This window comes from Streptomyces sp. CB01249, assembly GCF_001905735.1.
In the GTDB taxonomy this organism is placed as follows: domain Bacteria; phylum Actinomycetota; class Actinomycetes; order Streptomycetales; family Streptomycetaceae; genus Streptomyces.
On record NZ_LISW01000007.1, the window covers coordinates 262480 to 274560 of the forward strand.

Genomic DNA, 12081 nt, shown 5'->3' on the forward strand with positions numbered 1-12081 from the left:
CCGGGACCGCGCGCCCGGCGCCTAGGGTGACCGCATGGCGAACGCAGAGATCGGCGTGATCGGCGGCTCGGGGCTGTACTCCTTCCTGGAGGACGTCACCGAGGTCCGCGTGGAAACCCCTTACGGAGACCCCAGCGACTCCGTGTTCATCGGCGAGACGGGCGGCCGCCGGGTCGCGTTCCTCCCCCGGCACGGCCGGGGCCACCACGTGCCCCCGCACCGCATCAACTACCGCGCCAACCTGTGGGCGCTGCGCTCGGTCGGCGTGCGCCAGGTGCTGGGCCCGTGCGCGGTGGGAGGCCTGCGCCCCGAGTACGGGCCGGGCACCCTGATCGTGCCGGACCAGCTGGTGGACCGGACGAAGACCCGGGTGCAGACCTATTTCGACGGTGAGACCCGGGCCGACGGGGTCCAGCCGAACGTGGTGCACCTGGGCTTCGCCGACCCGTACTGCCCCGAGGGCCGCAAGGTGGCGCTGGCCGCCGCGCGGGGCCGGGACTGGGAGGCGGTGGACGGCGGCACCCTGGTGGTGGTCGAGGGCCCGCGCTTCTCGACCCGCGCCGAATCGCGCTGGCACGCGGCGATGGGCTGGTCCGTCGTCGGCATGACCGGGCACCCGGAGGCCGTGCTCGCCCGCGAACTGGGCCTCTGCTACACCACGATGACCCTGGTCACGGACCTGGACGCGGGCGCGGAGGCCGGTGAGGGCGTCTCCCACGAGGAGGTGCTGAAGGTCTTCGCCGCCAATGTGGACCGGCTGCGCTCGGTCCTCTTCGACGCGGTGGCGGCGCTGCCGGCGACGGAGGACCGGGGGTGCGCGTGCGGGCACGCGCTGGACGGGATGGATACGGGGATCGAGCTGCCGTAGCGGCGCCGTGCCCCCGGTGCCGGGGAGGGCTTCCACCTGCGAGTGACGGAGTTGTCCACATGTGGTGGACGGTCCACAGGCTCCGGCGGGAATCGGGCGGCCGGTGCATCGTGGGGGTTGTCCGGCGGCCGGGACCTCGGGGTTCCGGGGGCCGGGCCTGCCCCATCGACCCCTGACGCAGGCGGTGTTCGTGATGCGCTCGTCCGGTTCCCCCTCCTTCCCCCCACCCCCTTCACCCGCCGCGTACGCGGGCGGGCCACCGGGACCGTTGCCCGCTCCCCCGCCGTGCGGGGTGCCCGCGTTCCCGCCGTTGCGGGTGCGGGTGAGTGCCGGGCAGCGGCTGCGCCGTGCGATGTGGCGGCAGCGCCGGTCGATGGCGGCGGGCCTGGCGCTGACGGCGGCCGCGCTGGCCGTCTCCGGACTGGCCGGGGGCGGTGCGGGCGGGCAGGCCGGTGATACGGCGCGGGCGGTGTCCCGGGAGCGGGCTTCGCCTCGGGTACGCCTGGTGTCGGCGCCGGTACGGATCGCGGACGCGGAGACCGTGCGGCTGCTGCGGCCGGGGGACCGGGTGGACGTGGTCGCGTCGGGGGGTCCCGGGGCGGCGGAGGCCCGGGTGGTGGCGCGGGGTGCGCGCGTGGAGCGGGTGCCGTCGGCGGACGGCGGGGGCCTGTCGGGCGAGGGGGCGCTGATCGTGCTGGCGGTGCCCCGGGCGACGGCGGCCGGTCTGGCGGGGGCGGGGATCTCCGGCGGTTTCGCGGTGGTCCTGTGCTGAGGCGTGCGGCCCGGGCCGTACGGAGGTGGGTCACCGCCCCGGACGGGTCCGGGCGTCAGATGTGGTGCGGGGGCTTCTCGTCGAGGAAGCGTGCCAGGTCCGCGGCGCTGCCGCCGGACGGGGCCCGCTCGCCCCACCCCTGGTCCGTATCGTCCGCGGACTGCTGGTCCAGCGGATCGTCGAAGATCAGCGCCGGCCTGGGGCGGTCCGGCGTGGTGGGCTCCGCATCGCGCGGTCCGGGGGCGGGGGCGGTACTCATGCCTCCAGGGTACGGCCGCCGGGCCCCGGCCGGCCGGTCAGCGGTCCTTGGGGTCGAGCAGCCAGAGCCCGAGCACGACGAGGAACGACAGGCAGAGGAAGCCTGCGCCCCACCACGCGGTGCCGGAGTTGCCCTCCATCCACTCGTCCACGATGACCGTCAGGCCCCACAGCTGCCCGATGACGACGGACATGCACAGCACGAGGCGGGCGGTGAGCTTGGAGGACCGCTCGGGCTCCTGGTCGGTGCCGGCGCCGGGCCCGGGCCCGGTGTGGCGGACGCGGGGGTCGCCGTAGCCGCTGGTGGGCCGGATCTGCGGGTAGCGCTCGTGGACGGGCCGGTTGAGCTCGGCCCGCGCGCTGCCGGGGTGGTACTCGGGATAGTGCGGTCCGGGGTGGAGCGGGGGGCCGGGGGTCTGCGGGTCGGGGGCGGGCTGCGGGGCGCCGGGGGGCCGGTGGTCGTCGCTCATGACGGGCTCCCGGGGGTGTCGGACGCGCCGGCTCCGGTGCGCGTACGGGACGGGCCGGGGGCGACGGGGCCTGGAGCCACCGTGCGGGCGGTTCCGCCGGGGGCCGCGGGTCCTTCGGCGCCGTCGCGGGCGCCGGGGCAGCCGAGGCGGGAGGCCAGGTCGGGGCGTTCCTCGCCGAACTGGCGGCACAGCCCGTGCTCGATGCTCTCGCCGGAGCGGGTGGTGCCGACGGCCCAGATGCTGCCGTCGGTCTCCTCGGTGAGCACGACCTTGGGGAGCCCCCGGGGCGGCGGTCCGGCGGTGACCTCGCCGCTGCGGGCGTCGAAGACACCTTCGTGGCAGGGGCAGTACAGCTCGCCCTCGGTGCCCCGGTCCTTGCGCCAGAGCACCCCGCAGGCGAGGTGGGTGCAGATGGCGGAGTAGCCGACGAGCGTGCCGTCGTTGAGCCGGACGGCGACCGCGCGGTCCTCCTCGTCGGGGTAGTCGAAGGCGACGGACTCGCCGGGGAGGAGCTGGGCGGCGATCTTCTTGGGGGCCGGGGCCTTGCCGTCGTCGGGGTCGCCGTGGCGGGGCAGGATGCCGCCGGCGACGCCGAGACCGCCGATGGCGAGCCCGCCGGACACGGTGGCCACGATGCGCAGGTAGTCGCGCCGGGTGGTGAGGGCGTCGGCGGCGATCCGGTCGTGCAGGGCCTCGCGCGGATCGCCGGAGGCCGGCTGTCCGGGGGCGCCGGGCGGCGTGCCGCCGGGGTCGCGGGGCGGGGGCTGCTTCGGGTCGCCGGGGGGCGGGTAGTCGGTCTCGGTCACCGTCGGACGTCCTTCCCGTTGATCTCCACGACGGGCAGGCCGCCGGGGACCGGCCACTGGACCCGGTCGGCGGGCACGACCATCGCGACGCCGGTGCGGACCTCGCTCTCGCCGAAGACGAAGGAGTCGGCGACCTGGACGCCGGGGCGTTCGGCCTGGAGTTCCTCGGCGGTGCCGTAGAAGAGCGCTCCGGTCGGGCAGACGGTGGCGCACATGGGGGCGAGGCCGTAGGCGGTGCGGTCGTAGCAGAGGTTGCACTTCATCTGCAGCTTCGCCTGGAGGTCGATCTTCGGTACGCCGAAGGGGCAGGCGTTGACGCAGTTGGCGCAGCCGATGCAGCGGGTGGTGTCGGCCTGCTGCACGACGCCGTCGGCGGTCACCAGGATCGCGTCGGCGGGGCACACCTCGGCGCACGGGGCGACGGGGTCCTCGCAGTGCATGCAGACGGTGGGAAGGGAGGCGACGGACTGGCCCTCGTCGGTGTAGTCGAGGTGGATCATGGACTTGCCGCGGTGCGAGTCGCATTCCCGGCAGGCGGAGACGCACGCCTGGCAGCCGATGCAGCGGCCCGGGTCGATGAAGATCGTTCGGCCCATCATGCGGGCATCAGCTCCTCTCCGAGGTGCCGCGGCCCTGCGAGGACGTGGGCGGCAGTGGGTCGGTGCGGGAGACCTGGGCCTCCGGGTAGGCGACGTGGCCGGGGGCGACCGGGGGCGCGGGCACTTCGTCGATCCGCTCGGCGTGCTCGATGCGGCAGGCGCACACCTTGTACTCGGGGATCTTGGAGCGGGGGTCGAGGGCGTCGATGGTGAGCGCGTTGGCGGCGGTGGGGACCGGCCAGTGGTACGGGATGAAGACGGTGTCGGGGCGGATCGCCTCGGTGACCAGGGCGGGGAAGACCTCGCTGCCGCGCCGGGTGACTACGCGGACCGGTTCGCCGTTGCGGAAGCCGTGGGAGGGGTGGACCTCGGCCCAGGGGCGGGGGGTCTGCTCGACCAGGCCGCCGAGCCTGCGGGTCTGGTTGCCGGAGAGGAAGTGGGCGACGGTGCGTCCGGTGGTGAGCGTCATGGGGTGCTCGTCGTCGTACGGGTCCATCGGCGGGTGCCACTCGACCACCTGGAGGTGGATCTTGCCGTCGGGGTGGTAGGTCCTGCCGTCCTCGAAGAGCCGGGGGGTTCCGGGGTGGTCGGTGGACGGGCAGGGCCAGGCGATCCCGCCGGTCTCCTCCAGCCGTTCGTAGGTGATGCCGTAGTAGTCGTTGACGGTGCCGGCGGAGGCGATCCGCAGCTCGTCGAAGACCTGGCGGGAGTTGTCGAAGGCGAACTTGTCACCGGCGCCGAGCCGACGGGCGAGTTCACACATGACCCAGGTGTCCGTGCGGACGCCCGGGGGCGGGTCCTGGGCCTTGTTGTGCTTGACCACCCGGGCCTCGGCGTTGGCCATGACGCCGTCGTCCTCGGCCCAGGTGGTGACGGGGAAGACGACGTGCGCGTTGGCGGCGGTCTCGGAAAGGAAGAAGTCGAATTGGGCGTGGAACTCTGTGGCGTCGTACCCCTCCTTGACCACCTTGTAGTTGGGCAGGGACACGAAGGGGTTGTTGCAGATGCCGATCAGGCCGCGGATCTCGCGGCGCTGCATCTGCCAGACCATTTCCATCATCGAGGTTCCTGCGGGCGGGAGTTCGGACTCCTCGATGCCCCAGATCTCGCAGATCTGCCGGCGGTGCTCCGCGTTGTTGATGGAGCGTCCGCCGGGAAGGAGGTCGGACTTCTGGCCGTGCTCGCGGCCGCCCTGCCCGTTGCCCTGGCCGGTGATGGTGCCGTAGCCGGCGCCGGGCTTGCCGATGTGGCCGGTGGCGGTGCAGAGGTTGATCACGGTGAGGCAGTTCTCGACGCCCTGCGAGTGGTGTTCGATGCCCCGGGCGTGCCAGGCCATGGCCTTGGGGGCGCGGGCGAAGGTGCGGGCGACCTGGACGATCTGTTCGGCGGGGATGCCGCAGATCTCGGCGGCGCGGGACGGCGGGTACTCGGCGACCTTGGCCTTGACCTCCTCCCAGCCGGTGGCGTGGGCGGCGAGGTACGCCTCGTCGGTGAGGCCCTCCTCGATGACGACGTTCAGCACGGAGTTGAAGAACGCCGAGTCGGTGCCGGGCTTCAGGGCGACGTGGATGTCGGCAGTGCGGGCGATGGCCGTCTCGCGGGGGTCGATCACGATGAGGCTGGCGCCGCGGTCCCGGGCGCCCCACACGTACTGGGTCATGACGGGGAAGCACTCGCCGACGTTGGAGCCGGCGATGAGCAGGCAGTCGGTGAGGAGGATGTCGGAGAAGGGGTTGCCGGCCCGGTCGATGTTGAAGGCGAGCTTGTTGGCGCCGGCCGCGCTGACCATGCAGAGCCGGCCGTTGTAGTCGACGTGCCGGGTCTTGAGGGCGACCCGGGCGAACTTGCCGACCAGATAGGTCTTCTCGGAGAACAGGCTCGCTCCGCCGAGCAGCCCGAAGGCGTCGTGCCCGTACGTCTCCTGGATGCGCCGGATCTCGGCGACCGTGAAGTCGAGCGCCTCGTCCCAGGAGACCTCCCGGAAGTCCTCGTCGCGGGAGCGCCGCATCAGGGGGGCGGTGAGCCGGTCGGGGTGGTTGATCTGCTGGTAGGCGTTGATGCCCTTCGGGCACAGGCGCATGCGGTTGATGTCGTGGTTGCGGGGTTCGACGCCGAAGACCTTGCCGCCGCGGTCGACGCGCAGATACATGCCGCACTGGACGCCGCAGAAGCAGCAGTGGGTGGGGACGAGGGTCTCGCCGTTCTGGTCGGCGTGCCACCGGTCGGCGGGGATGCCGCCCGCGTCGCGGAAGGCGCGGGTGCCCGGCGGTGCGAGGGAGGGGTCGAGGGGCACGACCGCATGCGGTTCGGGCGTTCGCGAGTCCGCGGTCACTTGAAGCCCTTCTTCACATGGGAGAGATAGGCGCTGCCTCGCAGCACCCGCTTGCAGCGCGGGCAGTATTCGGCCCACTCGTCGAAACCGAGGCTGAGGTCGCGCATGGTGCCGCGGAGGTTGTCGACGTACGGAGCGGTGTCGATGGGTTCCTCGCAGCGGCGGCAGGCGAAGACCTCTTCGTCCTGCCGGCCGGTGTACTTGAACAGCTGCATGCCGACGGCGGCGGGGCGCTGGACGATGTGGAAGAACTTCCCGAACGGGATGTAGATGAGGGTGAAGACCACCGCGACCATGTGGAGGATCGCCAGGAACTCGTAGCCGCCGCCGTGCAGGAAGATCGAGGAGAAGGTGAGCAGCAGCCCCGTCACCGAGATGACGATGAGCGCGATCAGCGGCACCAGGTCGTAGGCGAAGCGCTGGCCGGTGATGGCCGCCCGGTCCTTCATCCGCCGCCACAGGAAGTAGGAGGCGCCGGGGATGACGAGGACGGCGGCGATGTCCAGGCCGTGGAACATCAGCCAGCCGAGGAAGTCGAGGGAGTCGAACCCGAGGATCTTGAAGCCCCAGATGCGCATCTCGTAGCCGGGTCCGGAGCCGGTGTTCGAGGTGAAGGTGAACCAGCCCCAGGTCAGCGGGAAGGTGATCAGCGAGGCGAGGATGCAGCCCCAGAAGATCAGCTGGTGGGCGGCCCAGCGGGCGTGCGAGCGGGCGCCGAGGAACTTCTGGAAGCCGAGGTAGGTGGCGATCATCTTCGGCAGCGCGGTGGGCGCGCGGCGGAAGTTGTCCATCGAGAAGAGGCTCCCCCAGCCCTTCTTGAACAGCCGCTTGGCGCCGGGGGCGGAGACCCACACGGTGTACCGGTACGCGACGCCGAAGGCCAGGAAGACGGTGGCCACGGCGTACGGCAGCAGCGCGGAGTCGAAGTGCTCCAGGAACCGGCTGCCGAGCACGATGGCCACGACGAGCAGGAGGGAGACGATGACGCCCGCAGCGGTGGCCCGCGCGGTGACGGACCGGGGAACGAGCGCTCCGGCCCGCCCTGACCCGCCCGGAGCCGGCGCGCCGTCCGGCCCGTCGGCGGCCCCGGTACGGCCCCCGGGGGCGGGCTGCGCGGCTGCGCCTGCGGCTTCAGGTGGCTCGGTCACGGTGCCACGGTAGGGCGGTCTGGGGTGGTTGGTCCTGTTTTGCGGGGCCAGGGGGTGAGCGAGTCGCGGGGGGTGGTGGGTGGAGGTGGGGAGGGAGGGGCGGGGGGGGGCGGGGGGGGGGGGGGGGAAGCCCCCCAGGTGTAAGGCACCGTCAGCGGTACCTTGGCCGCCCGCCTCTCCGCCCCCACCCCAAGGAGCCCCCGATGCCCCGTCAGGACGCCCTCACCGATGTCGCCGGGCTGCGCGTCGGCCACGCCCAGGTCGCCGGGAAGGGTGCTCTCACCGGCACCACCGTGGTGCTCGCGCCCGAGGGCGGGGTCGTCGCCGCCGTCGATGTGCGGGGCGGCGGGCCGGGGACGCGGGAGACGGACGCGCTGGATCCGCGCAACCTGGTCCAGCGCATCGACGCGGTCGTGCTCACCGGCGGCAGCGCGTACGGGCTCGACGCCGCGTCCGGGGTGATGGCGTGGCTGGAGGAGCAGGGTCGCGGGGTGCGGGTGGGCGCCGATCCGGCCCAGGTGGTCCCCGTGGTCCCGGCGGCCTGCGTGTTCGACCTGGGCCGGGGCGGCGACTGGCGGGCCAGGCCGGACGCGGCGACGGGCCGGGCGGCCGTGGAGGACGCCGCCCGGGCGGCGGAGGGTGCGGCGGTCGCCGAGGGGTGCGTCGGCGCGGGCACGGGGGCGGTGGCCGGGCAGCTCAAGGGCGGGGTGGGGACCGCGAGCGTCCTGCTGCCGTCCGGGCTCACCGTCGGCGCGCTCGTCGTGGTCAACGCGGCGGGCTCGGTGCTCGATCCCCGTACCGGGGTGCTGTTCGGGGAGTACGGCGGCGAGGAGCCGGCCGTCGCCCCGCCGGCCGAGGTCCACGAGGCGGCGCGACGGCGCCTGGAGGAGGCGCGCGGCGCGGATGCGCGCCCCCCGCTCAACACCACGCTCGCCGTCGTCGCCACCGACGCCGCGCTCACCCGTGCCCAGGCGCAGAAGCTGGCGGGCACCGCGCACGACGGGCTGGCGCGCGCCATCCGGCCCGTGCACCTGATGACCGACGGGGACACCGTGTTCGCGCTCGCCACCGGCCGGCGGGGCCTGGACGCGGAGGACCCGGTCGCGCTCAACCCGCTGCTCGCGGCGGGTGCGGAGGCGGTGGCCCGGGCCATCGTGAAGGCGGTCCGGGCGGCGAAGGGCGTCCGGGGCCGGGACGGCGGGGGCACCTTCCCCTCGTACGGCGATCTCTACGGGCCGGTCCCGCCCGCGTGAGGAAGTCCGGGCCGGGTGCGCGGAACCTTCCGTGCGCCCCGTGCGTTTTTCTGAACCCCGGTCCCGATGTCAGCCCCAGGGGCTACGTTATGCACGCACCAAGTCACACGCGGCGACGGCCTGGAGACAGCACCTTGAGCGATCCGTACGAGACGACCGAGCAGCACCTCGAGCGAATCCTGCGTCGGGCTCTCAATTCGTTCGACCTCCCCGACGGCACGGTGGAGCGGCTGGGCTCCGCGCTGGCGCACAGCAGCTCGCTGTACTCCTCGCACCACAGCGCCGCCCTGCACCGCGAGACCTACCGCCATACGTATCTGCTGAGCGACGGCTCCGCGCTGACCCTGTGGGAGCTGGTGCACAGCGGTCCGCGCGGGGACGGCCATCCCGACACCCGGCAGCACGAGCTGTACGACGACGAGGCCGACGCGCACATCGCCGCCGCCCGGCTGACCGGCAGCCTGTGGGACCTCCCCGACTTCTGCGACGACGAGACGGCCCGGGCCGACCTGGAGCTCATGTCGGCGCTGCTGGCCGCGCCCCCGGCCCCGCTCCCCCGGATGTACGCGCCGGACAACTCCGCGGACCACGCCCGCCGGGTGCTGCGCCGCGCGGAGAACGGCGACGGGCCCGGCGAGGAGACCGCCCATCTGCTGCGGGCCGCCTTCGCGCACCACATCACGCAGGTCTTCGGCCGCCAGTGCCGCGTGGAGGGCCGGGACGCCGGTTTCACGCTGTACGAGCACGCGTTCCTGCTCCTCGACGGCAGCGAGACGAGCCTGTGGGAGGTCGAGCACACGGCCACCCCGGACGGCCGCCACATGTGCGAGGTGTACGGCGACGAGGCGACGGCGCGCGGCGCGATGGAAGCCCGTACGCGCATCTGCTGAACGGAGGCCCGGGCCCGGGCGCGCTGACGGGCCGTCCGCCGCGCGGAAAGCCGCGGTGCCCCCGCCCCCGGAGGGACGCGGGCACCCGGTGACTCCGCTTCGTACGCCGTCGGCTCAGTGCGTGAGCACCGGCTCCTGGGCGGTCTCCGTCGCGGCCGGCTCGTCGTCCGCCGCGCCCTCGACGTGCTGCTTCGGCCTGGCCGGCAGGGCGAACATCACCACGAAGATCAGCAGCAGCACACCGGCCACCCACCACAGCGACTGCTCGAAGGCGTCTGCGAAGGCCGGGCCCACCTGCTGCGGGGTGAGCCGGTCACCGATCGCCCCGTAGAAGACGACCGAGACCAGGCCGAGGCCCAGCGCGTTGCCCATCTGCTGCACGGTGTTGAACAGGCCCGACGCGGACCCGGCGTGCTCCTTGGGCACCTCGGACAGCACCGCGTCGGCCAGCGGCGCCACGATCAGGCCCATGCCGACGCCCATGACGACCAGGGGCAGCGCCATCTGCCAGGACGTGATGCCCATGCCGTAGTGGTTCGACTCCCCGATGTAGAGCAGCAGCCCGGCCGCCATGAGCAGGGCGCCCGTCTGGAGGACCTTGCGGCCGAAGCGGGGCACCAGCTTCTGTACGGAGAGACCGGCGGCCACCGACACGGAGACGGAGAACGGGACACCGGTCAGACCGGCCCGCAGCGCGCTCCAGCCGAGGCCCATCTGCATGTACAGCGTCCAGACCAGGAAGAAGATGCCGAGCCCGATGCCGAAGGTCAGCTGCACGGCGATCCCGGCGGCGAAGCTCCGCACCCGGAACAGCGACAGCTCGATCAGCGGCGACCCGTCCCGCCCGGCCTTGGCGCGCTCGAACAGCACGAGGACGAGGAAAACGAAGAGGCTGCCGGCCATCGACAGATGGCCCCACAGCGGCCAGCCCAGCTCGCGGCCCCGGGTCAGCGGGTAGATCAGCATCAGCATGCCGAGCGTGACGAGCACGACGCCGACCAGGTCGAGGCGGAGCGCCTTGGGCGACTTGGACTCGGTGATGAACTTGCTGCCCAGGATCAGGCCGAGGATGCCGACGGGCAGGTTGATCAGGAAGATCGGGCGCCATTCGAGACCGGCGATGTTCCACTCGGTCAGCAGCGCGCCCAGCAGGGGTCCGGAGACCGCGCCGAGGCCGACGATCGCGCCGAAGAGGCCGAAGACCTTGCCGCGCTCGTGGGCGGGGAAGGTGGCGTGCACGATCGACAGCACCTGCGGCACCATCAGGGCCGCCGTGGCGCCCTGGAGGAAGCGGGAGGCGACCAGCATCTCCGGGTTGGCGGCGAATCCGCAGAGCGCGGAGGCGAGGGTGAAGCCCCCGATGCCGACGAGGAAGAGCCGCTTGCGGCCGTAGATGTCACCGAGCCGGCCGCCGGTGATGAGCCCGGCCGCGAAGGCCAGGGCGTATCCGGCGACGATCCACTGGATGGAGCTGAACGAGGCGCCGGTGTCCCGCTCGATGCTGGGGATGGCGATGTTGACGATCGTGACGTCGACCAGGTCCATGAAGGCCGCGGTCATCACGATGGCCAGGGCGAACCATCGGCGTCGGTCCGAGGATGCCGCGGGAGACGGCAGTGGTGCGGAGGAAGTCATGGAAAGAACTTAAACAGCCAATAGGCCAGGTCGTGACCCAATGGGCGCGCATCCTGGGTGACATGACCGATACCCCGGCACGACTGCTGAATCTGCTGTCACTGCTCCAGACGCCGCGCGAGTGGCCGGGCAGCGAGCTCGCCGAGCGGCTCGACGTCAGCCCGCGCACGATCCGCCGCGACATCGACCGCCTGCGCGACCTCGGCTACCCGGTCGAGGCTTCGCGCGGTTCGGTCGGCGGCTACCGGCTCGTGGCGGGCACCGCCATGCCGCCGCTGCTCCTGGACGACGAGGAGGCGGTCGCCATCGCGGTGGGCCTGCGGGCCGGAGCCGGCCACGCCATCGAGGGCGTGGACGAGGCGTCCGTACGGGCGCTGGCGAAGCTGGAGCAGGTGCTGCCGTCCCGGCTGCGCCACCGGGTCTCCACCCTCCAGAACGCGACGGTCCCCCTCGCCCGGGGCGACGGTTCGACCATCGACCCGCAGACCCTGACCGTGATGGCGTCGGCGGTCACCGGCCGGGAGCGGCTGCGCTTCGCGTACCGGGCGGGCGACGGCGCGGAGACACGGCGCCAGGTCGAGCCGTACCGGCTGGTGAGCACCGGGTGGCGCTGGTACCTGGTGGCGTACGACCTGGAGCGCGAGGCGTGGCGCACCTTCCGCGTCGACCGGGTCAGCGAGGCGTTCGCGACCGGGGCCCGGTTCACGCCGAGGGAGCTGCCGGAGGGGGACGCGGCGGAGTTCCTGTCCAGCTCGATGGCGCGCCGGCAGCCGGAGATCGAGGTGGAGGTGAGCTTCGCGGCGCCGCCGGAGTTCGTCGCGTCGCGGCTGCACGGCCGGATGGGGCCGCTGGAGCCGGAGGGCGAGGGCGGCTCCCGGCTGCGGACCGTGCTGCGGGACAAGCTGGAGTGGCTGGCGGTGCGGCTGGCGATGGTGGACTGCGAGTTCACCGTGCACCGGCCGCCGGAGCTGGTGGCGTACGTGGCGGAGCTGGGCGGCCGGCTCAGCCGCGCGGGGTCCGGCGGGGCGTAGAGAGGCCGCGCGCAAAAGA

Annotated in this window: 12 protein-coding genes; 5 read left to right on the forward strand and 7 right to left on the reverse strand. The window is 73.1% G+C overall.

Annotated elements, in window-relative coordinates; genetic code table 11:
- The first annotated feature begins 34 nt into the window (after positions 1 to 34).
- Together AMK18_RS28030 and AMK18_RS28035 are read left to right on the forward strand one after the other, a co-directional pair.
- Complete coding sequence (locus AMK18_RS28030) at positions 35 to 868, forward strand: S-methyl-5'-thioadenosine phosphorylase (protein WP_018104238.1); 834 nt, start codon at positions 35 to 37, stop codon at positions 866 to 868.
- A gap of 316 nt (positions 869 to 1184) precedes the next feature.
- A complete protein-coding gene (locus AMK18_RS28035) occupies positions 1185 to 1640 on the forward strand; it encodes a hypothetical protein (protein WP_338014070.1) in 456 nt (151 codons plus the stop codon).
- A 55-nt stretch (positions 1641 to 1695) separates the two neighbouring features.
- Here the strand turns inward: AMK18_RS28035 and AMK18_RS28040 are convergent, their stop codons facing one another.
- Genes AMK18_RS28040 through AMK18_RS28065 form a run of 6 tightly spaced genes read right to left on the reverse strand, consistent with a single transcriptional unit; the run spans position 1696 to position 7253 of the window.
- Complete coding sequence (locus AMK18_RS28040; RefSeq protein WP_073864958.1) at positions 1696 to 1899, reverse strand: hypothetical protein; 204 nt, start codon at positions 1897 to 1899, stop codon at positions 1696 to 1698.
- Between the two features lie 37 nt (positions 1900 to 1936).
- Positions 1937 to 2368 carry a hypothetical protein gene (locus AMK18_RS28045; protein WP_073864959.1) on the reverse strand — a complete coding sequence of 144 codons (432 nt, stop codon included), beginning with the start codon at positions 2366 to 2368 and terminating at the stop codon, positions 1937 to 1939.
- On the reverse strand, positions 2365 to 3174 hold the full coding sequence (locus AMK18_RS28050) for a QcrA and Rieske domain-containing protein (protein ID WP_073864960.1): 810 nt from the start codon (positions 3172 to 3174) through the stop codon (positions 2365 to 2367). Before AMK18_RS28050 ends, AMK18_RS28045 begins: the two co-directional genes overlap by 4 nt.
- Positions 3171 to 3773, reverse strand: coding sequence for a 4Fe-4S dicluster domain-containing protein (locus AMK18_RS28055; protein WP_018104243.1), 603 nt, complete (start codon positions 3771 to 3773; stop codon positions 3171 to 3173). The genes AMK18_RS28050 and AMK18_RS28055 overlap by 4 nt, the downstream gene beginning before the upstream one ends.
- A gap of 7 nt (positions 3774 to 3780) precedes the next feature.
- Positions 3781 to 6105, reverse strand: coding sequence for a molybdopterin oxidoreductase family protein (locus tag AMK18_RS28060; protein ID WP_073864961.1), 2325 nt, complete (start codon positions 6103 to 6105; stop codon positions 3781 to 3783).
- Positions 6102 to 7253 carry a hypothetical protein gene (locus tag AMK18_RS28065; protein WP_018104245.1) on the reverse strand — a complete coding sequence of 384 codons (1152 nt, stop codon included), beginning with the start codon at positions 7251 to 7253 and terminating at the stop codon, positions 6102 to 6104. The genes AMK18_RS28060 and AMK18_RS28065 overlap by 4 nt, the downstream gene beginning before the upstream one ends.
- Before the next feature lie 203 nt (positions 7254 to 7456).
- Here AMK18_RS28065 and AMK18_RS28075 point away from each other — a divergent pair, with 203 nt between their 5' ends.
- A complete protein-coding gene (locus AMK18_RS28075; RefSeq protein WP_073864963.1) occupies positions 7457 to 8506 on the forward strand; it encodes a P1 family peptidase in 1050 nt (349 codons plus the stop codon).
- 134 nt (positions 8507 to 8640) lie between these two features.
- Positions 8641 to 9396 (forward strand): DUF6227 family protein, encoded by a 756-nt coding sequence (locus AMK18_RS28080; protein WP_073864964.1) that lies wholly within the window; start codon positions 8641 to 8643, stop codon positions 9394 to 9396.
- Between the two features lie 114 nt (positions 9397 to 9510).
- Here the strand turns inward: AMK18_RS28080 and AMK18_RS28085 are convergent, their stop codons facing one another.
- Positions 9511 to 11031 (reverse strand): MFS transporter, encoded by a 1521-nt coding sequence (locus AMK18_RS28085; protein ID WP_073864965.1) that lies wholly within the window; start codon positions 11029 to 11031, stop codon positions 9511 to 9513.
- Positions 11032 to 11093: 62 nt separating this feature from the next.
- Here AMK18_RS28085 and AMK18_RS28090 point away from each other — a divergent pair, with 62 nt between their 5' ends.
- Positions 11094 to 12062: a helix-turn-helix transcriptional regulator gene (locus AMK18_RS28090; protein ID WP_073865050.1), complete on the forward strand. Its 969-nt coding sequence runs from the start codon at positions 11094 to 11096 to the stop codon at positions 12060 to 12062.
- Positions 12063 to 12081: the final 19 nt, after the last annotated feature.